Source organism: Streptomyces sp. NPDC102490, assembly GCF_044765285.1.
Classification (GTDB): Bacteria; Actinomycetota; Actinomycetes; order Streptomycetales; family Streptomycetaceae; genus Streptomyces.
The window spans coordinates 1-22,558 of sequence record NZ_JBIWJU010000013.1 but is presented as its reverse complement, the minus strand read 5'-3'; the positions used below and the strand labels follow the sequence as shown (position 1 = coordinate 22,558).

The 22,558-nt window shown below is 72.5% G+C and carries 16 protein-coding genes and 1 pseudogene; 11 read left to right on the top strand and 6 right to left on the bottom strand.

The genetic code is table 11. The annotated features are described in order from the left end of the window. Position 1: 1 nt before the first annotated feature. Genes ACIRGB_RS28085 through ACIRGB_RS28070 form a run of 4 tightly spaced genes read left to right on the top strand, consistent with a single transcriptional unit; the run spans position 2 to position 6,879 of the window. Positions 2-1,624 carry a sugar phosphotransferase gene (locus tag ACIRGB_RS28085; protein WP_403870766.1) on the top strand — a complete coding sequence of 541 codons (1,623 nt, stop codon included), beginning with the start codon at positions 2-4 and terminating at the stop codon, positions 1,622-1,624. Then, on the top strand, positions 1,621-3,381 hold the full coding sequence (locus ACIRGB_RS28080; protein ID WP_403870763.1) for a stealth family protein: 1,761 nt from the start codon (positions 1,621-1,623) through the stop codon (positions 3,379-3,381). The genes ACIRGB_RS28085 and ACIRGB_RS28080 overlap by 4 nt, the downstream gene beginning before the upstream one ends. Beyond that, the gene (locus ACIRGB_RS28075; protein ID WP_403870760.1) at positions 3,378-5,471 is read left to right on the top strand and encodes a glycosyltransferase family 4 protein; all 2,094 of its coding nucleotides are present in this window, start codon (positions 3,378-3,380) and stop codon (positions 5,469-5,471) included. The genes ACIRGB_RS28080 and ACIRGB_RS28075 overlap by 4 nt, the downstream gene beginning before the upstream one ends. Positions 5,472-5,484: 13 nt before the next feature. Next, a complete protein-coding gene (locus tag ACIRGB_RS28070; protein WP_403870757.1) occupies positions 5,485-6,879 on the top strand; it encodes a GDSL-type esterase/lipase family protein in 1,395 nt (464 codons plus the stop codon). A gap of 88 nt (positions 6,880-6,967) precedes the next feature. On the opposite strand, the gene ACIRGB_RS28065 is transcribed toward ACIRGB_RS28070, so the two are convergent. The 5 genes from ACIRGB_RS28065 to ACIRGB_RS28045 form a co-directional block, all read right to left on the bottom strand. Then, entirely contained in the window at positions 6,968-9,097 is a 2,130-nt protein-coding gene (locus ACIRGB_RS28065; protein WP_403870754.1) for a 3-hydroxyacyl-CoA dehydrogenase NAD-binding domain-containing protein, read from the bottom strand. Next, on the bottom strand, positions 9,094-10,311 hold the full coding sequence (locus ACIRGB_RS28060; protein ID WP_403870751.1) for a thiolase family protein: 1,218 nt from the start codon (positions 10,309-10,311) through the stop codon (positions 9,094-9,096). The genes ACIRGB_RS28065 and ACIRGB_RS28060 overlap by 4 nt, the downstream gene beginning before the upstream one ends. Positions 10,312-10,581: 270 nt before the next feature. Further along, positions 10,582-11,868: an HRDC domain-containing protein gene (locus tag ACIRGB_RS28055; protein ID WP_403870749.1), complete on the bottom strand. Its 1,287-nt coding sequence runs from the start codon at positions 11,866-11,868 to the stop codon at positions 10,582-10,584. A 176-nt stretch (positions 11,869-12,044) separates the two neighbouring features. Then, positions 12,045-12,707 (bottom strand): response regulator transcription factor, encoded by a 663-nt coding sequence (locus ACIRGB_RS28050; protein WP_059298226.1) that lies wholly within the window; start codon positions 12,705-12,707, stop codon positions 12,045-12,047. A 292-nt stretch (positions 12,708-12,999) separates the two neighbouring features. After that, entirely contained in the window at positions 13,000-13,689 is a 690-nt protein-coding gene (locus ACIRGB_RS28045) for a DUF3000 domain-containing protein (RefSeq protein ID WP_403870746.1), read from the bottom strand. A 150-nt stretch (positions 13,690-13,839) separates the two neighbouring features. On the opposite strand from ACIRGB_RS28045, the gene hemE reads away from it, so the two are divergent. Then, complete coding sequence (hemE, locus tag ACIRGB_RS28040) at positions 13,840-14,907, top strand: uroporphyrinogen decarboxylase (protein WP_403870743.1); 1,068 nt, start codon at positions 13,840-13,842, stop codon at positions 14,905-14,907. Between the two features lie 25 nt (positions 14,908-14,932). Here the strand turns inward: hemE and ACIRGB_RS28035 are convergent, their stop codons facing one another. Further along, positions 14,933-16,453 (bottom strand): glycoside hydrolase family 3 protein, encoded by a 1,521-nt coding sequence (locus tag ACIRGB_RS28035; RefSeq protein WP_403870740.1) that lies wholly within the window; start codon positions 16,451-16,453, stop codon positions 14,933-14,935. A 416-nt stretch (positions 16,454-16,869) separates the two neighbouring features. Between ACIRGB_RS28035 and ACIRGB_RS28030 the strand changes: the two genes are divergently transcribed. The 6 genes and pseudogenes from ACIRGB_RS28030 to ACIRGB_RS28005 all read left to right on the top strand — a co-directional run. Beyond that, complete coding sequence (locus ACIRGB_RS28030; protein ID WP_403870738.1) at positions 16,870-17,952, top strand: phytanoyl-CoA dioxygenase family protein; 1,083 nt, start codon at positions 16,870-16,872, stop codon at positions 17,950-17,952. Further along, positions 17,934-19,259 (top strand): DUF6271 family protein, encoded by a 1,326-nt coding sequence (locus ACIRGB_RS28025; protein WP_403870735.1) that lies wholly within the window; start codon positions 17,934-17,936, stop codon positions 19,257-19,259. The genes ACIRGB_RS28030 and ACIRGB_RS28025 overlap by 19 nt, the downstream gene beginning before the upstream one ends. Beyond that, positions 19,256-20,464: a type III PLP-dependent enzyme gene (locus ACIRGB_RS28020; RefSeq protein WP_403870733.1), complete on the top strand. Its 1,209-nt coding sequence runs from the start codon at positions 19,256-19,258 to the stop codon at positions 20,462-20,464. The genes ACIRGB_RS28025 and ACIRGB_RS28020 overlap by 4 nt, the downstream gene beginning before the upstream one ends. Then, a complete protein-coding gene (locus ACIRGB_RS28015) occupies positions 20,457-21,026 on the top strand; it encodes a GNAT family N-acetyltransferase (protein WP_403870731.1) in 570 nt (189 codons plus the stop codon). Before ACIRGB_RS28020 ends, ACIRGB_RS28015 begins: the two co-directional genes overlap by 8 nt. Before the next feature lie 6 nt (positions 21,027-21,032). Then, entirely contained in the window at positions 21,033-22,250 is a 1,218-nt protein-coding gene (locus tag ACIRGB_RS28010; RefSeq protein ID WP_403870728.1) for an MFS transporter, read from the top strand. Positions 22,251-22,336: 86 nt separating this feature from the next. Continuing rightward, positions 22,337-22,558 (top strand): annotated as a pseudogene (locus ACIRGB_RS28005) (RNA polymerase sigma factor SigF); the annotation flags it as partial.

Genomic DNA, 22,558 nt, shown 5'->3' with positions numbered 1-22,558 from the left:
CGTGTCCCATCCGACGTCGATGAGTTCCGCGGTTCACGTCTACCGAAGGTTCGTCCCCCAGCCGGTGCGCTCCGCGGCGGCCACGACGGTGCCCGCAGGCGTGCGGCGCAAGGTGAAGGGCGGCCTCGCGCGCACCCTGAGCCGCCGCGAGGCCCGCCTGCACCGCAGGGCCCTGCGCCGGGTCCGCCGCGCGAGCCTCGGACAGTCCGAGCGCCGTACCCACGCGCCCGACGGCCGGATCGGCCACGTGCACACCGGGCTGACCGTCGACCTCGCCCGCCGGCTCGACCACGACCTGGTCACGCACGCGCTGGACACCGCCGAAGTGCCCTGGTTCGCGGTGCCCGCCCTCGACGACCGCCGTCTGTGCATCGCCGTGGAGGTGCGCGACAAGGGCACCGTGCGCCGGGTGCTGCGCGCTCTGCTGGAGGAGCACACCGGCTACGTCGTCTCCGTGTCCCCGTCCGCGGCCGACACCCGGGAGATTCCGGGCAGTCACATGAAGGCGTGGAAGCACTACGGCAAGGCCAAGGTGATCCGCCTCACCTGGCTCCGTACCGATCCCACGGAGCACCTGTGGGTGGGGGAGGACCAGGGCATCGAGATCGAGTTCTGGACCGCCAACACCGACCTGCCCCACGAACGGCTCATCGGCCCGCGCCCCAACCGGGTGCAGCGCGCCGTGCCCGCCGAGGCACCCGGCATCGAGATCGGCCTCGACCGGCTGTCCGGCTACTGCGACATCGACGGCGACATGGAACCGACGATCACCCTTGAGAACTTCGACGTCGTACGGCTGGAGGAGATCTCCTTCCCCGTGGACGCGGTGCTGCTGTGGCAGCACCCCACCCCGTGGGGTGAGGAACTGCTGCGCGCGGCCCTGCGCTCCGTGCATCAGTACGCGCCGTGGACCGACGTCGTGCACGTGGTGGCCCAGGCGGAACCGCCGGCCTGGCTGACGACGGACGAGCGGATCAGCGTCGTTCGCGCCGGGCCGGAGGCGGAGTGGCGGCTCGACCAGCTGCCCGACGTCGCCGAACACTTCCTGCTCCTGCGCCCCGGCGCCCTGCTCGGCCGACCGGTGCGTCCCTTCGACTACTTCACCCCGAGTGGCGGAACACGTCCGCGGCGCGGCCCCTGGAACGCGTCGGAGTCCTTCGCGGAGTGGGTCCGTGCGGCCTATTCCGTCACAGGCCGGGCCACCGCGCACGGCTACGCGGCGGGGCCCCAGCCGTACCGGGCCGACACCTTGACCCGGCTCGGAGAAGCAGGAGCGCGACCCCTGCCCCTGGCGAACGACCAGACGCTGGCCCGCGTGCCGGGGACCCACCCCATGGACGGCATGGTCCACCACTTCGGCTACGTCGCCGGTCTCGCCGATCCGTCGGGGGAGGCATCAGTGGCGCTGCACGCGGCACTGCCCGGCATCGGAACCCACCTGGAGCGGCTGCTCGTCAGGCGTGACACGCAGCAGATCCAGTTCTTCGGTCTCGGCACCGAGGAGGCGAGGTCCCGAGGAGGGACCGACGCCGTCGTGCGCTTCCTGCGCCAGTACTACCCCGTCCCCAGCGTCTTCGAGGACGACCGCCCGCAGACCGACACAGAGCCGGACAGACATTCGTGAGCACAGGCAACCCCGAGGCTTCCGCCGCGGTAGGGGCGTACCGCAGCCTGGTCCCGGCCGGCCTCCGACGCCGTATCGCACGTCGGGTCCCTATTCGGCTGCGCATGGTGCTCAAGCACGTGCTTCGCCGACTGCACGCCCTCTCCCTGGCTTCCCGGCTGTTCCGCGGCTTCCGGGCCCGCCGCCGCTGGCCGCACCTCTTCCGCGAGGGGGAGCGGCTTGCCGCACTCGCCGGACACGGGGACCGGATCGCTCTGGTCCGGCCCACCGTCTCGCCGCTCGGTCTGCGTGAGGCCAACCTCGAACTGGTCGTGACCGCGTTGGAGGACGCGGGGGTCGACTACTTCGCCATCCGCGGAACGTCCGACTTCCGTTCCGCCCTCGCCGTCTCCGAGTCCGACCGCGAGCAGGTGACCAGGGCGCTCGAACGCTGCGCCGGTCAGAGCCCCCTCTACGTGCGCGTGTGCCGGGGCGAGACACCGCAGGCCCGAGCGATGCTGGCGGGCTCACGCGGTGGCCGGCAGCAGGCCCGGCACGCCGCGGTGCTCCAGATCGGCATGGTCTGGAGCGACCCCACGGGCTCTCTGGTCCTCGGTCTCGAGCACAGCTGCGACATCGAGTTCTGGAAGCCCGAGGCCGGACGTCTGGTGGCGCCGCGCCCCAACCGCGTCACGGACGACGTGTCGCTCCGCGAGGCCCGCGTCACCGTGCCGGTCAGCCGGCTGACCGGCTTCGCCGCGCTGCACACCCGGCGGACCCGCTCGGTGCGCACCGTGCAGGCGTGCGCCGACGCGCTGCCCGAGGACGTGCGCTTCCCCATCGACGTCGTCTACACGTGGGTCGACGGCAACGACCCCGCGTGGCAGCGGCGCCGCAGCGCCTACGACGGTGGATACCACACCGAGTCGGCGAACGCGGCCCGCTACATCAGCCGCGACGAACTGCGCTATTCCCTGCGGGCTCTGGAACAGAACGCCCCCTGGGTCAGGCACGTCTACCTGGTCACGGACGGGCAGCGTCCGGCCTGGCTCAATGACGGCCATCCCCGTCTGACCGTCGTCGACCACTCCGAGATCTTCGACGATCCGGCCGCGCTGCCCACCTTCAACTCGCATGCCATCGAGAGCCGGCTGCACCACATCAAGGGCCTGTCCGAGCACTTCCTCTACCTCAACGACGACATGTTCCTGGGCTGCCCCGTCACGCCGCAGGACTTCTTCCTGTCGAACGGCATGACCCGGACCTTCTTCTCGCCGTCCCAGGTGCCCCGCTGGGGTCCCAGCCCCGTGGACCGTCCGGTCGACGCGGCCGGCAAGAACAACCGGCGGCTCCTCATGGAGAACTTCGGTTCGGTCATCGTCCAGAAACTCCGGCACGCGCCCTACGCACTGCGGCGCAGTGTGCTCGACGAGATAGAACGCGAGTACTCCGAAGCGCACTGGCAGACCTCGCACAGCCGGTTCCGCAGCGCCACCGACATCTCCATCCCGTCGTCGCTGTACCACTACTACGCGTACTTCACCGGCCGTGCCGTGCCGTCCAACATCCGGTTCGCCTACCTGGACCTCGCCAGGCCGGAGGTCGCCCGGCGGCTGGGCATCCTGCTGGCCCGCCGCGACCGGCAGGCGTTCTGCATCAACGACACACTCTCCGACGGTCACGACGTCGACCGGCAGACGGAGATGCTCGGCACGTTCCTGCGCGCCTACTACCCGGTACCCAGTCCCTTCGAGCGGAAGGAGCACGAGGCCCGGTGAAGATCTCCTTCCTGATCAACAACATCTACGGCATCGGCGGCACCAACAGGACCGTCATCAACCTCGCCGAGGCCCTGGCCGTACATCACGACGTGGAGATCGTCTCGGTCTTCCGGCGCGCGAACACCACCAAGTTCGAGATCTCCCCGCGCATCACCGTCCGGGCCCTCGTGGACCTGCGTCCCGGCTCGTCCGACCGGGGCGCCGCCGGCACCGATGAACCGAGCGAAGTGGTGCCGCGCCAGGAGGAGTTCTTCGCCCAGTACAGCCGGTTCACCGACGAACGCATCATCCGGGAACTGCGCAGGACCGACGCCGACGTGGTGGTCGGCACCCGGCCCAGCCTCAACCTCTTCGTCGCCGCCCACACCAAGGAGGGCGCCCTGCGCGTCGCCCAGGAGCACATGACGCACCTCGCCATCCCGCCGGCGGTGCGCGCCGAGATGGCCCGGGTCTACCCGCGGCTGGACGCGATCACGACGGTCACCGAGGCAGACGCCAAGTCCTTCATGGAGAACACCCCGATCCCCGGCATCACCGTGGTCGGCATTCCCAACAGCGTGCCCCAGCCCTCCGTGCAGCCCTCCGACGGCACCCGCAAGATCGTGGTCAGTGCCGGCCGCATGCACCACATCAAGCGCTACGACCTGCTGATCCGCGCCTTCGGCAGCCTGGCCGACGAATTTCCCGACTGGCAGCTGCGCATCTACGGCGACGGTGGCGAGGCCGGAAAGCTGCGCGCGCTCGTCACCGAACTCCACCTGGCCGGCCGGGTGCTGCTGATGGGCGGCTTCTCGCCGATCGACTCCGAGTGGGCGAAGGGCTCCATCGCCGCGGTCACCTCCAGCGCGGAGTCCTTCGGCATGACCCTGGTGGAGGCGATGCGGTGCGGACTGCCCGTGGTTTCCACCGACTGCCCGGTCGGGCCCCGGGAGATCCTCCGCGACGGCGAGGACGGGTTCCTGGTGCCCAACGGCGAGGTGGCGGGGATCGCTTGGGGCCTGCGGCGTCTCATGGCCGACGAGGTGCTGCGGCGCGACATGGGCGAGGCGGCGCTGCGCAACGCCGCCCGCTACGATCCGGCGGCCGTCGCGGACCGCTATGTGAAGCTCTTCGAGGACGCCGCCCGCCGCCGGGCCGCCGCCGTCCGCGGATACCGCGCGCCGGCCGGAGCCCGCCGGACGGCGGCCCCGGCCACCGTTCCTCCCGTGAGCATCGGCGCGGCGACCGTGGACGTCGTCGCCGACGGCGCGGGCTGGCTGCGCTTCACCGCCGAAGGCCCGGGGGACGGCCGCCACCGCTGGCAGTTCGTGCTGCGGCACAAGCCGTCCGACGGCGATCGGCGTCCTGACGTACCCGTACGAACCTCCCGCACCAGCCTCGACAACGGTGGCACCCGGTACACCGCGGCGTTGGGCCCCTCGGCGCTGGAGGAACTGGGCGACGGACGCTGGCAGGTGACGATGCGTTCGGCCAAGTCGAAGACGGTGCACATGAAGGCGGGCATCCGGGACACCCGGGCGCTGATCGACGCGCGCGCCGAATGGGTGGACCGCCCCCCGGCCGGCCCGGTCGCCTGGAACCTCCCCTACGCCCAGCCCAACGGCCGGCTCATGCTGCGCACGGTGCTGCGCGAGGAGCACGCCGAGTGCGCCTCCGTCGAGTTGGGGGACGGCGCCATCACGCTGCGGGGCGTCCTGTGCGGGGGCCGCCGGATCGAGCCGGGGGCGCTGTTCGTCGTGAGCCGCCGTGGCGCGCACGGAAAGAACTTCACCGTGCCCGTGCAGGTTCTCGGCCGCCATGCGTTCCGCGCGGACGTGCCGGTGCGACGCGTCGTCGACCACCGGCTGGAGCGCTGGGAGGACTGGGACTGGTGGCTGCAACCCGACCCGCACGACCGGCGCAAGGTGCGGGTGTGCCACTTGCTCGAGGACTTCCCGGACGTCAAGGGCGCCTACGCGTACCCGTCAGTGCCGCTGGCAGGGGACGGGGCCTCGGAGCTCGCCGTGGTGCATCCGGCCCGGCCGGTGTGGGTGCGGCCCTACTGCTCCGCTTCGGGAGCCATGGCCATGAACGTGGTCGACCGCTAGGAATGGGAATTCAGTGAACCGAACCATCTTCGTCCTCGGGGACTCCGTACCCGCCCCGCGGACGGACCAAGAGGCCCCGATGGCGGGCTGGGGACAGAAGATCGAGGACCTCCTGGTGGGGCCGGTCGGCGTGGCCAACTACGCCCGAAGCGCCATGACCACACGGAAGTACTTCACCGAGCGTCTTCCGGCGATGCTGAACCGCATGCGGCGCGGCGACGTGGTGCTCATCGGCTTCGGCTGTGTGGACCACATGATCCACAACGGCACGCGCTATGTGCCGATACCCGAGTACCAGGAGTTCCTGCGGTTGTTCGTCCAGTACGTCCACACGGAGGGCGGGATGCCCGTCCTGGTCACTCCGTGTGCGCGGTACGCCTTCTCCAGCGCGGGAGAGGTACTCAACACCCTGGGGTCGTACCCGCAGGCCATGCTGGAGGTCGCCCGGGAGCTCGGGGCGCCGGTGGTCGATCTGACGAGTCGCACCATGGAGCTGTGGGCCGAGCTGGGTCCCACGCGTCTGCGTCACTACTTCTGCTGGGCCGACGCGGGCGAGCATCCGCTGCATCCCGAGGGTGTCATCGACTCGACCCACCTGAATCACACCGGCGCCTACGAAGTCGCCCGTATCGTGGTCGCCGGGTTGTGCAATCTCGGCGTCCTCGACAAGGCGGATGTGGACGTCACGGCGCTCATGACTCCGCCGACCCTGCCGCCGGTCTCGACCGAGTTCACCATTCAGTCCCCCGAGTCGGCGCTGCACTACGCCCAGCCGGTGGGCGAGCCGCCCGCCATCTCCAAGCCCGTGGCCCACGGGCTCGCCGGTCCCATGGTGAAGTTCTCCGGTGTGGCCTCGCCCGGTACCGACTACGTTCTCTTCTTCGAGCAGGGGCAGTACCTGGGAGGCGCTCAGGTGGGCGGCACCGGCCAGTGGACCTGGCGCCGCTCCGTCAACTGGGAGGCCGGGGAGCGCGTCATCCACTGTGTCGGACTGCGGGGCGACGGGTGTTCTCCCGTGCTGGAACACCGCTTCACCGTGCAGACGGAGGTGGCGCCGCCGGTCGTCTCGTCTCCCACCGACGGAGCCTTCTCGGGGCCCCGGCCACGCTTCTCGGGGAAGGTCCAGCCCGGCACCACCAAGGTGGTGCTGATGGAGCACGGGGTCCTCGTCGGAGCGACCGGCGTCAACGAGAAGGGGGAATGGGCGTTCAGCCACGCGCATCCCTGGCGCTCCGGTACCCACACGGTGGATGTCATCGCGTTGTTCGGCGCGACGGAGTCGGCACCGGCCAGCACGACCTTCAAGGTCGTCGGCATCCCGGAGGGGAGCCCCATCCGGTCCCTCGGCGCGTCGAGGCACGCGTGCGGCGACGTCTGCGAGCACCGGCCCTTCACGGGTGACTGGTAGCCGGCCGTCCACCCCGCGCGCGGGGCCGGAAAGGCCGACGGGCCGCACAGGCAGTACCTGTGCGGCCCGTCCGCCGTCGCGGGAGACGTCACGCCGGAACCGACGCCACCCCCGCCGCCAGGAACCGCTTCCCGTTCACCCGCTCCGAGACGCCCTCGCGGTCCAGGTACGGCGTGATGCCGCCCAGGTGGAAGGGCCAGCCGGCGCCGGTGATCAGGCACAGGTCGATGTCCTGGGCCTCGGCGACGACGCCCTCGTCGAGCATCAGGCCGATCTCCTGGGCCACCGCGTCCAGGACGCGGGCGCGGACCTGCTCCTCCGTGAGGACCGTGTCGCCCTGCTTCAGCAGCGCGGCGACCTCCGGGTCCAGCTCGGGCTTGCCGCTGTCGTAGACGTAGAAGCCGCGCTTGCCCGCCTCGACGACCGCCTTCAGGTTCGGGGAGACCGTGAAGCGCTCGGGGAAGGCCCGGTTGAGGGTCTCCGAGACGTGCAGGCCGATCGCGGGGCCGACCAGCTCCAGCAGGACCAGCGGGGACATCGGCAGGCCGAGGGGCTCCACCGCCTTCTCCGCCACCGGCACCGGGGTGCCCTCGTCGATGACGTTCTGGATCTCGCCCATGAAGCGGGTCAGGATGCGGTTGACCACGAACGCCGGGGCGTCCTTGACCAGGACCGCGGTCTTCTTCAGCTTCTTGGCGACGCCGAACGCCGTGGCCAGCGAGGCCTCGTCGGTCTGCTCGCCGCGGACGATCTCCAGCAGGGGGAGGATCGCGACCGGGTTGAAGAAGTGGAAGCCGACGACCCGCTCGGGGTGCTTGAGCTTGGAGGCCATCTCCGAGACGGAGAGGGAGGAGGTGTTCGTGGCGAGGATCGCGTGCGCCGGGGCGACCGCCTCGACCTCCGCGAACACCTTCTGCTTGACGCCCATCTCCTCGAAGACCGCTTCGATGATGAAGTCGGCGTCCGCGAAGCCCTCGGCCTTGTCCAGGACGCCGGTCACCAGGGCCTTGAGGCGGTTGGCCTTGTCCTGGTTGACGCGGCCCTTGCCGAGCAGCTTGTCGATCTCGGCGTGGACGTAGCCCACGCCCTTGTCGACGCGCTCCTGGTCGATGTCGGTCAGGACGACCGGGACCTCCAGGCGGCGCAGGAAGAGCAGCGCGAGCTGGGAGGCCATCAGGCCGGCGCCGACGACGCCCACCTTGGTGACCGGGCGGGCCAGCGACTTGTCCGGGGCGCCCGCGGGGCGCTTGCCGCGCTTCTGCACCAGGTTGAAGGCGTAGATGCCGGAGCGCAGTTCGCCGCCCATGATGAGGTCGGCGAGGGCCTGGTCCTCGGCGTCGTAGCCCTGCTGGAGGTCGCCGTTCTTGGCGGCGGCGACGATGTCCAGGGCGCGGTAGGCGGCCGGGGCCGCGCCGTGCACCTTGGAGTCCGCGATGAACCGGCCGCGCGCGACGGCCTGGTCCCAGGCCTCGCCGCGGTCGATCGCCGGACGCTCGACGGTGATCTCGCCCTTGAGGACGGACGCGGTCCAGATCAGCGACTGCTCCAGGAAGTCCGCGCCCTCGAAGATCGCGTCCGCGATGCCGAGTGCGTAGACCTGCTCGCCCTTGAGCTGCTTGTTCTGGTTCAGGCTGTTCTCGATGATCACCGAGACGGCCTTGTCGGCGCCGATCAGGTTCGGCAGCAGCGTGCAGCCGCCCCAGCCGGGGACCAGGCCGAGGAAGACCTCGGGGAGGGAGAAGGCCGGGAGGGCCGCCGACACCGTGCGGTAGGTGCAGTGCAGGCCGATCTCCACGCCGCCGCCCATGGCCGCGCCGTTGTAGTACGCGAAGGTCGGCACGGCCAGCTGGGACAGGCGCTTGAGGACGTCGTGGCCGCCCTTGCCGATGGCCAGCGCGTCCTCGTGCCGCTTCAGCAGCTCGACGCCCTTGAGGTCGGCGCCGACGGCGAAGATGAACGGCTTGCCGGTGACGCCGACACCGACGATGTCGCCGTCCGCGGCCTCCTTCTCGACCTGGTCGAGGGCGGCGTCGATGTTCGCCAGCGACTGCGGGCCGAGCGTGGTCGGCTTGGTGTGGTCGTGGCCGTTGTCCAGGGTGATGAGGGCGAAACGGCCGACACCCGACGGCAGGTCGAAGTGGCGTACGTGCGCCTGCGTGACGACCTCGCCGGGGAACAGCTCGGCCGCACCCTTCAGCAGCTCTGCGGTGGTGCTCACTTGTCCCCCTCGAAGTGCGGGTTCTCCCAGATGACCGTCGCGCCCATGCCGAAGCCGACGCACATGGTGGTCAGGCCGTAGCGGACGTGCGGCTGTTCCTCGAACTGGCGGGCCAGCTGCGTCATCAGGCGGACGCCCGACGAGGCCAGCGGGTGGCCGAAGGCGATGGCGCCGCCGTACTGGTTGACGCGCGCGTCGTCGTCGGCGATGCCGTAGTGCTCCAGGAAGGCGAGGACCTGGACGGCGAAGGCCTCGTTGATCTCGAACAGGCCGATGTCGTCGATGGACAGGCCGGCCTGGGCCAGGGCCTTCTCCGTGGCCGGGATCGGGCCGTAGCCCATGACCTCCGGCTCGACGCCCGCGAAGGAGTACGCGACCAGGCGCATCTTGACCGGCAGGCCGTTCTCCCGGGCGAAGTCCTCGCTCGCGATGAGGGAGGCGGTCGCACCGTCGTTCAGACCGGCCGCGTTGCCCGCGGTGACCCGGCCGTGCACGCGGAACGGCGTCTTCAGGCCCGCCAGGTTCTCCAGCGTGGTGCCCGGGCGCATCGGCTCGTCGGCGGTGACCAGGCCCCAGCCCGTCTCGCCGGCCTCCTCGTTGGTGCGGCGCACCGAGACCGGCACCAGGTCGGCCTGGATCTGGCCGTTGGCGTACGCCTTGGCGGCCTTCTCCTGCGAGCGCACGGCGTACTCGTCGGCGCGTCGCTTGGTGATGCTCGGGTAGCGGTCGTGCAGGTTCTCCGCGGTCATGCCCATGAACAGGGCGGACTCGTCGACCAGCTTCTCGCTGACGAACCGCGGGTTCGGGTCCACGCCCTCGCCCATCGGGTGGCGGCCCATGTGCTCGACACCGCCCGCGATCGCGACGTCGTACGCGCCGAAGGCGACCGAGCCGGCCACCGTGGTGACGGCGGTCAGGGCGCCCGCGCACATGCGGTCGATGGAGTAGCCGGGGACCGAGGTGGGCAGGCCCGCCAGGATGCCGGCGGTGCGGCCGATGGTCAGGCCCTGGTCACCGATCTGCGTGGTCGCGGCGACGGCGACCTCGTCGATCTTCTTGGGGTCGAGACCGGGGTTGCGGCGCAGCAGCTCCCGGATCGCCTTCACGACCAGGTCGTCGGCGCGGGTCTCGTGGTAGATGCCCTTCGGGCCCGCCTTGCCGAACGGGGTGCGGACGCCGTCGACGAAGACGACGTCCCTGACGGTACGAGGCACGATGGCTCTCCTCCAGGGTGCGGGATGGCACTGCTGCGGCACGCAAGTACTGAGCGCGCGCTCAGCCCCCATGCTACTTATGAGTAACGTAGCTGCCCAGTCCCCCCGGCGGGAGCGGCGAAGGTCACACCGCCCGTCACACCACCGGAGGACCGCATCACCCGGGCACCCGCTCCGGGAGCCCGCTCCGGGAGCCCCGGGATCTTGGCCGGAATCCGCCGCTCCCGCTACACCGTGTTCCCCCACGGATGTCCCGCTACGGATGTCCCGCTACGACGCGTCCTGGCGCAGCGCCGCCACCAGCACCGGTGTCACCTGCTCCACCTGCCAGGGCCGGGCCCCGTGTCCGGCGAGGGCCGCGCCCACCGACTCGGCGTCGACCGTCGCGGGCGGTTCCCAGCAGACCCGGCGCACCGTGTCCGGCGTGATCAGGTTCTCCTGGGGCATGCCCAGGCGCTCGGCCAGCGCCGTCACCGCCGCGCGCGCCGCGGTCAGCCGGGCCGCGGCGGCCGGGTCCTTGTCGGCCCAGGCCCGCGGCGGCGGAGGGCCGGTCACCGGCTGGCCGGGCTGCGGCAGCTGCGACTCGGACAGCGCCTTGGCCCGGTCGACCGACATCTGCCACTGCTCCAGCTGCCGGCGGTTCACCCGGCCGAACCCGTTCAGCGCGGCCAGCGCGTGCGCGTCGGCCGGCAGCGCGAGCGCGGCCTCGACGATGGCCGCGTCCCCGAGCACCTTGCCGGGGGAGACGTCCCGGCGCTGGGCGATCCGGTCCCGGGCCTGCCACAGCTCCCGCACCACGGCGAGCTGACGGCGCCTGCGCACCTTGTGCATGCCGGACGTACGCCGCCACGGGTCCTTGCGCGGCTCGGCCGGCGGGGCCGAGGCGATCGCGTGGAACTCCTGCCGGGCCCACTCCAGCTTGCCCTGGCGGTCCAGCTCCTTCTCCAGGGCGTCCCGCAGGTCGACCAGCAGCTCCACGTCGAGCGCGGCGTAGCGCAGCCAGGGCTCGGGCAGCGGGCGCGTGGACCAGTCGACGGCCGAGTGGCCCTTCTCCAGGACGAAGCCCAGGACGTTCTCCACCATCGCGCCCAGACCGACGCGCGGGAACCCGGCGAGCCGCCCGGCCAGCTCGGTGTCGAAGAGGAGGGTGGGCACCATCCCTATGTCCCGCAGGCACGGCAGGTCCTGGGTGGCCGCGTGCAGCACCCACTCCGCGTCGGCGATCGCCGCGCCGAGGCCGGAGAGGTCGGGGCAGGCCACCGGGTCGATCAGCGCCGTGCCCGCGCCCGCGCGGCGCAGCTGCACCAGGTACGCGCGCTGGCCGTAGCGGTACCCGGAGGCACGCTCGGCGTCGACGGCGACGGGGCCGCTCCCGGCGGCGAAGGCGGCGGTCACCTCGGCGAGGGCGTCCGCGTCGGCGATCACCGGCGGAATGCCCTCGCGTGGTTCGAGCAAGGGGATCGGCGCCTGACTCGCAGAAGATCCGGCGTCGTCCGGAGGGGCGCCTCCGGTGGTTCGCAGTGGACGGTCTGCTGCGGTTTCGTGGGCGTCGGTCACCTGTCAAGGGTATCGGTGGATCGACCGAGCCCGCCGACGGAACGTTCCGTCGGCGGGCTTCGGGGGGTCGTAAACCAGTCAGGTCGGTGAAAGACCCGCGGTACGGGGCGTCGGTGGGGAGGGGAAACAGGGGGTGTGGGGGAGCGGGCGGGGCGTCGGGAGCGGGGCGGTGGGGGTCAGTGGATGATGCCGGTGCGCAGGGCCACCGCGACCATCCCGGCGCGGTCGCCCGTGCCGAGCTTGCGCGCGATGCGGGCCAGGTGGCTCTTGACGGTCAGGGCGGACAGGCCCATCGAGACGCCGATCGCCTTGTTCGACTGGCCCTCCGCGACCAGCCGCAGCACCTCCACCTCGCGGCCGGAGAGCTCGCGGTAGCCGCCCGGGTGGCTCGGGGCGCCCGGGGGACGGCGGTGCAGGCGGGCGGCGGCGGCGCCGATGGGGGCGGCGCCCGGCCGGGTGGGGAGCCCGACGTTGGTACGGGTGCCGGTGACGACGTAGCCCTTGACGCCGCCGGCCAGGGCGTTGCGGACGGCGCCGATGTCGTCGGCGGCGGACAGGGCGAGCCCGTTGGGCCAGCCCGCGGCACGGGTCTCCGACAGCAGGGTCAGGCCGGAGCCGTCGGGGAGGTGGACTTCCGCGACGCAGATGTCGCGGGGGTTGCCGATGCGGGGACGAGCCTCCGCGACGGACGAGGCCTCGATGACGTCGCGCACACCGAGCGCCCACAAGTGGCGGGTGACGGTGGAACGGACGCGCTGATCGGCCACGACCACCATGGCGGTCGGCTTGTTCGGGCGGTAGGCGACCAGGCTTGCAGGCTGCTCGAGGAGAACGGACACCAGGCCTCCTGGGGTGCGGGGACGGGGCCGGCTCATGGGGGTGAAGCCGGGACGAACCGTGCTTTCAAGGTCACAGTCGTCTTCGGCACCGAACGCGTCCGCCTTTAGAGAATGATCACGATCTGGTGAGTAACAATCCGAGCAATTCGGACACGCTGTCGATCATTCGAAGATCGAACGGTTTCACACTTTGTCGATACAAGCCCGAAAGTGGCCGTATCGACAAAGTGACGGAACCTCCTCCGAGCGTGGGGGCCCCTTCGCCCGGAAGGATGAAAGAGGGTCGGCGGCGTCAGCGCGACTGCGGGCCGCGCCGCTGCGGCAGCGTCACGACCGAGGCGTCGCCCGGCGCCGCCGGCGGCAGGCCCGCGACCTGGGCCAGCAGATCGCACCACGAGGACAGGTGCGCCGCGGTGTCCGGGACGCCGCCCAGTCCCTCGCGCGGCGTCCAGGACGCCCGGATCTCGATCTGCGAGGCGGACGGGCGCGCCGAGAGTCCGCCGAAGTAGTGCGAACTCGCACGTGTGACCGTGCCGCTCGGCTCGCCGTACGTCAGCCCGCGCGCCTGGAGCGCGCCGGTCAGCCAGGACCAGCACACGTCCGGCAGCAGCGGGTCCGCCGCCATCTCCGGTTCCAGCTCGGCACGGACCAGCGTCACCAGGCGGAAGGTCCCGTGCCAGGCGTCGTGCCCGGCCGGGTCGTGCAGCAGCACCAGCCGCCCGTCCGCCAGGTCCTCGTCGCCGTCGACGACCGCGGCCTCCAGCGCGTAGGCGTGCGGGGCGAGCCGCTGCGGTGCGCGGGTCGCCTCCACCTCGATCTGCGGCCGCAGCCGCGCGGCGCGCAGCGCCTCCACGGCGGCCGTGAAGGCCGACGGTGTGGTACTCCCGTTGTGACCCCCCGTGTGCCGGGCCTCTTCCTCGGTCCCCTTCGCGTCGTCCATTCCGCCAGCGCCGTCCGACAGTCGTCCCTGAGCCGCAGCCATGCGGGGAACATTAAGCGGAACGGCGGCCCGGCGCAGGGAGGGACACCCGCGTGCGGGCGCGATGTCCGGATCACGCGGCTCGGCGGGGTGGGCGGTGGCGGCCCCACCCGTGGTCCGGCGCTGTCCGGGAGCCATGCGAAACTTGCCCCTGTGAGTGCCAACCAGAGCCCCGCGGGCCAGCAGCCGACCGCCACGTACGACTCCGCGTTCCTCAAGGCGTGCAGGCGTGAGCCGGTGCCGCACACCCCCGTGTGGTTCATGCGGCAGGCCGGGCGCTCACTGCCGGAGTACCTGAAGGCGCGCGAGGGCATCGGGATGCTGGAGTCCTGCATGCGGCCGGAACTCGCCGCCGAGATCACCCTCCAGCCGGTGCGCCGGCACGGGGTGGACGCGGCGGTCTACTTCAGCGACATCGTGATCCCGCTCAAGGCCATCGGCATCGACCTCGACATCAAGCCAGGCGTCGGCCCGGTCATCGCCAACCCGATCCGCACCCGCGCGGACCTGGCACAGCTGCGCGACCTCACCCCCGAGGACGTCGGCTACGTCACCGAGGCCTTCGGCCTGCTCACCCGCGAGCTGGGCGCCACCCCGCTGATCGGTTTCGCGGGCGCGCCGTTCACCCTCGCGAGCTACCTCGTGGAGGGCGGCCCGTCCCGCAACCACGAGCACACCAAGGCCCTCATGTACGGCGACCCGCAGCTGTGGGCCGACCTCCTGGACCGCCTCGCCGCCATCACGGCCGCCTTCCTCAAGGTGCAGATCGACGCGGGCGCGAGCGCCGTCCAGCTCTTCGACTCCTGGGTCGGCGCGCTGTCCCCCGCGGACTACCGCCGCTCGGTGCTGCCCGCCTCCCGCAAGGTCTTCGAGGCCGTCTCCGGGTACGGCGTGCCGCGCATCCACTTCGGCGTCGGCACCGGCGAGCTGCTCGGGCTGATGGGCGAGGCCGGCGCGGACGTCGTCGGCGTCGACTGGCGCGTCCCGCTGGACGAGGCGGCCCGCCGCGTCGGCCCCGGCAAGGCGCTCCAGGGCAATCTGGACCCGGCGGTCCTCTTCGCCGGCCGGGAGGCGGTCGAGACCAAGACCCGCGAGATCCTGGACGCGGCGGCGGGCCTGGAGGGCCACGTCTTCAACCTCGGCCACGGTGTCCTGCCGACCACCGACCCGGACGCGCTGACCCGCCTCGTGGAGTACGTCCACACCCAGACCGCGGGCTGACGCACTCCCTCGCGGAGGGGGTGGCTCAGAGCGCCGACGCGGCCGTCAGGACCTCCGCCGCGGCCACCCCGGAGGCCGCGCTCGCGCCGTGGGTGAAGATCTGGGCCGCCGCGACGGTGGTGGTGCCCGGCAGGCCCATCTCCACCACGATCGCGTCCGGGCGGGCGGCGGTCAGACCGGTCACGGCGCGGCTCATCCAGGTGTGCCGGGCGGCGTCGCGGGCGACGATCACCAGTGGGCGTCCCACGGCCGGTTCGAGGGCGCAGCGTTCCAGCGCCACCGTCCCCTCCTCCAGTTCCTGCCCGCGCACCCGCACGGAGGTGGTCCCGGGCAGCCGCTCCCGCAGCGGTCTCGCCACGCCCCACGGGGTCTCCCTGCCGATGGCCATGTTGGTCACCGGGGCCAGCTCGACCACGTGCGGCGCGGCGGTCAGCGGCAGCGCGGCCCGCGCCGCGCCGGTGAGCCGCACGGCCCGGCGCGCGGCGACCTGGCCGATGCCGTCCCCGGCCGCGTCCCCCGCGGCCCCGGCCGCCCGCAGCCCGGCCGACCATCGGGCGAACTCCCGTACCCGGCCCGCCGCCTCGGCCAGCCGCTCCCGGGACAGCTCCCCGCCGGTCACCGCGGCGGTCAGCGCCTCGACCAGCTGCGCGACGGTGGCCTCCTCGGCGCTCTCGCCGCCCACGCAGACGGCGTCCACCCCGGCGGCGACCGCCTTCACGGTGGCGCCGTCGATGCCGTACCGGCGGGTGACGGCGCCCATTTCGATGGCGTCGCTGACGACCAGGCCGTCGAAGCCCAGCTCCTCGCGGAGCAGGCCGTGCAGGATGCGCCGGCTCAGCGTGGCCGGCAGGTCGGGGTCGTAGGCGGGCACCAGCAGGTGGCCGCTCATCACCGCGCGCACACCGGCCGCGACGGCGGCCCGGAACGGGGGCAGCGCCTGGGCGGCGATCTCGTCGAGCCCGGCCGGGTACGCGGGCAGGTCGTGGTGGGAGTCGACGGCGACGTCCCCGTGGCCGGGGAAGTGCTTGGCGCAGGCGGCGACGCCGGACGACTGGAGGCCGCGGATCCACGCGGCGGTGTGCCGCGAGACCACCTCGGGGTCCGAGCCGAAGGAGCGCACGCCGATGACCGGGTTGTCCGGGTTGGAGTTGACGTCCGCGCTCGGCGCGTAGTCGAGGCTTACCCCGGCGGTGCGCAGCTGCCGGCCTAGGTCGGCGGCGACGGCCTCGGTCAGCTCCGCGTCGTCGACGGTGCCGAGGGCGAAGTTGCCCGGCCGGGACGACCCGGTGGCGGACTCGATGCGGGTGACGTCGCCCGCCTCCTCGTCGATCGCGACGATCAGGTCGGGGTTCTCGGCGCGCAGCCGCGCGGTCAGCCGGGCGACCTGCTCGACGGAGACGATGTTGCGGGAGAAGAGCACGACGGAGGCCAGCCCGTCGCCGATGTCGCGCAGGAGCCAGTCGGGGGCCTCGGTGCCCACGAAACCCGGTTGCAGAACGGAGAGCGCGAGCCGACGCAACTCGCTGCTGTGCTTGCTCGAGGACATCGGCCGCGCCTTTCGGATGGTGGCTTGGTATAGACCAAGGAGGTGGCGCGTTCAGGTTAACCAGACGTGTCAAGGTGCCCCGCGCCGAACTCGGAAGTAACAACTCGACTGGTCGGAAGGGGTGTTGACACCCCGCCTTGGTCTAGTCCATTGTGAGGCGCAAGTTCGGCGAGGGACGGATGTGACACCAGTTTCCGCGCCGGGCACCTGCCGCGGCCGGACTGCGAAGACCGCCGTCGTGGCACCGACTTCCGTACGACGACTTCCGTGACGACCACCCCGGACCTCGCCCCGCTCCGCCCCGTGCCGCGAGCGGGCCCCGCTGCCACCACCCGACCTCATGTGCGACGGCTCGACCACCGTCGTGCACACCGCCGTTGCCCGCACGGGGCGACGGCGAGGATCTGGAGCACCACATGGCGACGCCTGATTCCTACCTCCACCGAGCCCCGTCCCCCCTGCCCTACTTCAGCGCGGACGCCGACACCTACCTGGCCCGCACCCAGCTGCGCGACCTCGACAAGACCCGCCCGCTGCGGGTGCTGTCCGAGGAGGACTTCGCCCACTGGCAGACGTACGGCTACGTCGTCGTGAAGGAGGCGATACCCGCCGACTCCGCGCGCCGACTGCTCGACTTCGCCTGGGAGTTCCAGGGGCTCGACCCCGAACGCCCCGACACCTGGTACCAGGACCGCGAGTACCGCTCCGACCTGGACCGGGAGCTGCACATCTACGGCTTCGTCGAGGCCTACCACCACCAGCTCATCTGGGACAGCCGCCAGACGCAGCGCGTCTACGACGCCTTCGTCGACGTGTGGGACTGCGAGGAGCTGTGGGTCACCCTGGACCGGCTCAACCTCAACCCGCCCAACGTGGGCAACCGCGACCGCGCCCTGATCGACAAGCCGGACCGCGGCTTCGACATCGAGCTGCACTGGGACGTGGACACCTCCCTCGGCGTCCTGCCGCAGCGCGTCCAGGGCATCATCGCCCTCAACGACACCAAGCCCGACCACGGCGGCTTCCAGTGCTGCCCCGAGCTGTTCCGCCGCTTCGACCGCTGGAAGGCCCTCCAGCCCGACGACCGCGACCCCATCCGGCCCGCGATCGACCGCGCGGACATGCCCGTCGTACGGCCCGACCTGGAGGCCGGCGACCTGCTCATCTGGAACGGCCTGCTGGCCCACGGCGTCGCCCCCAACGTCTCCGGCGAGGGCGTGCGCGCGGTGCAGTACCTGTCGATGATGCCCGCGCTGGAGACCCACCGCACCCTGCGCGACTCCCGGATCGACTCCTGGCGCACCCTCGCCACCCCCGACTGGAACGCCACCCTGCTCGGCGACGCCCACCGGCCCGAGTCCGAGCGCTACGGCCCCGCCGAACTGACCGAACTCGGCGCCAGGCTGCTGGGCCTGAAGTCCTGGCACCCCGGCCCCGGCACCGACGCCAGCGACGAGCACCAGGCCACCGGGGACGGCGCATGCGCAGCATCTGCCTGACCCTCCCCACCAACCGGCACTGCCCGGACACCGTCACGGCCCTCGGCGAGGAAGCCGCCTACGCGGCCGACCACTTCGACATCGATGTCCACCTCCTGGTCCTCGACTCCTGCCCGCCCGCCGACCGCGCCGCCCACGCCGCCGCGCTGCGGCGCCTGCCGGCGCACCCCCGGATCACGGCCCACCACCTCGACGAGGCCGCCCAGCGCGACTTCCTGACCCACGTCACGGCACGCTCCGGCAGCACCAAGCCCGAACTGCTCCTCGACCTGATGCTCCCCGACGGGCTGTCCTACGGCGCCTGCACCAACCGCGCCTTCCTGATCGCCGCCGCGCTCGGCTGCGCGTCCGTCCACCGCCGGGACTCCGACAGCCGCTACCAGCGCGTGGACGGCCGTACGGTCTTCCCCGTCCACCACGAACTGCTGTCGCTGGGCGAACGCGCCGCCGACGCGGTGGCGGCCGTGACCGAGTCGACGCTGCCGGAGCGCCTGCTGGAGCGGCGGGTCGCCATGGTGGGCAGCTCCTTCGTGGGCGAACTCTCCGTCGACATCGCGCAGATACGGGACGCCGACCCCGGTGTCTACCGCGACGTCGTCTCCCTGTGGGCGCCGGAGGGCTGGTCCGCCGAGCGGAAACGCGCCCTGGCCGAGGAGTCCTTCACCGGCGCGGGCACGGAACCCTTCACCGCGGACCACTCGCTGCTGACCGTGGTCGACCCCATGCGCGTGGACATGTGCAACATCGCCTTCCACGGCGCGACGGTCAGCGAACGCGTGCCGCTGCCGCCCGCCCGGGACACCATCGGCAGCGACTACTTCCTCATCCACCTCGTGCACGACGCCCGGCTGCCGGGCGTGCTGCACAACCGCAACATCGTCAACTACTACACCGGCGAACGCCGCACCGGCCCCGGCTTCCTCGCCTACCAGACGCGCTTCGCCAAGTTCCTGCTGTCGATGCTCTACTTCCACCACGTCTACGACCGCATGGCCGAGGCGGGCGACGCACTGCTGGACGAGCGGGGCCGGGCCCGCCCCGCCGCGGTGGCCGCCCTGGCCCGCGAGAGCACCGGCCTCGACCCCGCGGAGAACGTCCGCCGGCTCGACGCCCTCGACGCCGCCTACCGCCGCCTCGGCGGCCGGTACGCCGACTTCGCCGACCTGCTGGCCGGCCGCCGCGCCCGCCTCCTCGACGAGGCACGCGGCGACATGGCGGACTTCGCGTTGCTGACGGAGGCGTGGGAGCCGCTGGTGGCCGCGGCCCGGGCCACCCCCGTCCCGCCGGCCGCGGGACAGCCGCGGTGAGTGCGGTGACGGGCGCGGACCTCGGCGCACCCCTGGCCGCCGCCCTCGCCGCCGCCACCGAGGACCGGCTCGTGTACGACCTGGCCGGCATCGAGGGCCGCCACGACACGCTGCGCCGCGAACTGCCCGGCGTACAGGTGCGGTTCGCCATGAAGGCCTGCCCGGTCGACGAGGTCCTCGCCGTCCTGGCCCGCCGGGGCGCCGGTGCCGACGCGGCGAGCCCCGGCGAGGTCGCGCAGGCGCTGCGGGCCGGGGTGCCGGCCGGCCGCGTGCACTACGGCAACACCGTCAAGTCCGACCGGAACATCGCCGAGGCGTACCGGCTCGGCGTGCGCACCTTCGCCACCGACAGCCTCCAGGACGTGGCCGCCCTCGCCGCCCACGCGCCCGGCGCCCGCGTGTTCTGCCGGGTGGCGACCGGCGGGGCGGGCGCGGTGTGGGGGCTGAGCGACAAGTTCGGCTGCCCGCCCGGCGACGCCGTCCGCGTGCTGGCCGCCGCCCGGGACGCCGGGCTGGTACCGGCGGGCCTGTCCGTGCACGTCGGCTCCCAGCAGATGACGGGCGAGGCGTGGCACGGGGCCCTGGAGGACCTGGGCGAGGTGCTGCGCGCACTCGGCCGGCGCGGCATCCGCGTCGACCACGTCAACCTCGGCGGCGGCCTGCCCGCGCTCGGCTACCGCGACCGGCGCGGCACCCCCCTCGACCCACCGCTGGACAAGATCTTCGCGGTGATCCGGGAGGGCATGGACGAACTGCGCCGGGTCCACGGCGGCCCCCTGGACTTCGTCATCGAACCCGGACGGCACCTCGTCGCCGACCACGGCGCGATCCGCGCCCACGTCGCCCGCCTCACCGAACGCCGGGCGGCGAACGGCGAACGGCGGCACTGGCTCTACCTGAGCTGCGGCAAGTTCAACGGCCTCTACGAGATGGACGCCCTGCAATACCGGCTGGTCTTCCCGGGCCACCCCGACGGCCCGTACGTCCCGGCCGTCGTCGCCGGTCCCACCTGCGACAGCGACGACGCCTACTCCCACGAGGAGGGACTGGTCCCGGTGCCGGCGGCACTGGCCTCGGGCGACCCGGTCTGGGTGCTGTCCAGCGGCGCCTACGCGACCAGCTACACCACCCAGGGCTTCAACGGCTTCGCCCCCCTCCCGTACGCCTTCGCGGGCGGCCCGCGGGGGAGCGGCGCCGATGGCTGAGAGCGTGCGGGTGCGCACCCTCGCCGACGGGGACTGGGACGCGGTCGTGGCACTGGAGCGGGACGCCTACACCGGCCTCGGCCTGTCGGAGGGCCGGGCCGCGCTCCAGTCCAGGGCGGCGGCGTCGCCGGACACCTGCTTCGTCGTGGACGTCGGCGCCCGTACGGCCGGCTATCTGCTCGCGCTGCCCTACCCGCCGCACCGCTACCCGGACCTGACGCGGACGGAGACGGCCCGGGGCGCGGTCGAGTCCGGGAACCTCCACCTCCACGACATCGTCGTCGCACCCGGGCTGCGCCGCAGGGGGCTCGCGCGGCACCTCCTGCACCACCTCACCGCCACCGCACGGGCGCGCGGCGACGAGCGGATCTCGCTGGTCGCCGTGGGCGGCACCGAGCGGTTCTGGTCGGCGCGCGGCTTCGTGGCCGAGCCGGGGGTGGTGCCCACCGGCGCGTACGGCGACGGCGCCGTCTACATGTCCAGGCCGGTCGCGGCCGCCCGGCAGACCCGGGCCCGCCCGTCCCTCCCCCCGCCCGCCCCCACCCTGCGCGAAGTGAGCTGATGGCGCGTGTCCCCTCTCCACGACCCCTTCCGGCGCGGCCAGCTGGCGATCGCCGCGCTGTTCCTGTCCCTCGGCTTCCAGTACGCCACCTGGGCCGCGCGGATCCCCGCCGTCAAGGCCGACCTCGGCCTGAGCGCGGCCCAGGTGGGGGTGCTCCTGATGGCCGCGGGGGTCGGCGCCGCGGTGTCCTTCCCGGCGGTGGCGTGGCTGATGCGCCGGATGGGCTCGCGGCGCCTCGCCCTGCTGTCCCAGCTGGGCCTGGCGTTGCTGCTGCTCGCCCTGGCGGCGGCGCCGAACTACCCGGTGGCCCTGCTGGTGATGTGCGCCGACGGTGTCCTCGTGGGCTGCCTGAACGTGGCCATGAACGCGCAGGGCGCGGCCCTGGAGGCACGGCACGAACGCCACACCATGGCGAAGCTGCACGCCGTCTTCAGCGCCGGATCGCTCCTCGCGGCCCTGCTCGCCTCCGGCATGACCGCCGCCACCGGATCGGTCGCGGCACACTTCGGCGTCGCCGTCGTCCTCCTCGCCGCACTGGGCGCCGCGGCACGCACCGGACTCCTCGACGAGGACGCCGCCCCGGCCGACGCGGGAGCCCCCGCCGACGCACCGGCCCCCGCCGACCCGGCACCGGCGGCCCGCCGCCGCTGGACCGTCCCCTCGCGCCTGACCCTGTGGATGTGCTGCGCCATGGTCTTCGGCACGGTCGCCGAGGGCGCCATGAACGACTGGTCCGCGCTCTACCTGAAGGACGTCGCCGAGGCGTCGGCGGAACTCGCCCCGCTCGGCATCGCCGTGGTGTCCGGGATGATGGTCGTCGCCCGCCTCTTCGCCGACGGCTGGCGCGGCCGCTGGGGCGACGGACGGGTCGTTCTGCTGGGCAGCGCCGTGGCCGGTACCGGTCTCGCCGTCGCCCTGGTCAGCGGCGGCATCGCACCGGCGCTCGCCGGGTTCGCCTGCATGGGCCTGGGCATCGCGGCCGTGACCCCCTGCGTCTACGCCGCCGCCGCCCGGCAGGGCTCGGACGCGCTGACGCTGGTCGCCGCCATGGGCACCACGGGGCTGCTGGCCGGTCCGCCGCTCATCGGCTTCATCGCCGGTGCGAGCAACCTGGCGTGGGGCATGGGCGCCGTGGCCGCGTCGGCGGGCGCCGTCGCCCTGTGCAGCACCCGTATCCGCTGGACCCCGGTCCCCGTCCCGCGGAGCGAGGCGAGCGCGGCCTGAGTGCACAGGAATGGACGTCGCCATGCAGGGTACGCGGCTCTCGTAGCCATCGGCGCCCGACGGGCGTTGACGACTGGGAGGGCACAATCATGACGACCACGGCCGCGCAGACGACGGCACACACCGCGACGGGCATGCCGGAGATCGCGGACCCGTCCAAGGTGGCGCCCAGGGACGCGCGGGAGTTGTCGAAGCTGTTCTTCGAGCAGCTGGCGGTCCTGGAGGAGGGCACGCCCGAGTACCAGTACGCGCGCAACACGCTGATCGAGATGAACATGTCCCTGGTCCGCTTCGCGGCCGGCCGGTTC

What these genes read in the sequence shown, in the direction of transcription:
- ACIRGB_RS28025 (WP_403870735.1), top strand. Translation starts at nt 17,934, where the DNA reads ATGCGCAGCATCTGCCTGACCCTCCCCACCAACCGGCACTGCCCGGAC.
- ACIRGB_RS28030 (WP_403870738.1), top strand. Translation starts at nt 16,870, where the DNA reads ATGGCGACGCCTGATTCCTACCTCCACCGAGCCCCGTCCCCCCTGCCC.
- ACIRGB_RS28045 (WP_403870746.1), bottom strand. Translation starts at nt 13,689, where the DNA reads ATGGCTGCGGCTCAGGGACGACTGTCGGACGGCGCTGGCGGAATGGAC.
- ACIRGB_RS28035 (WP_403870740.1), bottom strand. Translation starts at nt 16,453, where the DNA reads ATGTCCTCGAGCAAGCACAGCAGCGAGTTGCGTCGGCTCGCGCTCTCC.
- ACIRGB_RS28015 (WP_403870731.1), top strand. Translation starts at nt 20,457, where the DNA reads ATGGCTGAGAGCGTGCGGGTGCGCACCCTCGCCGACGGGGACTGGGAC.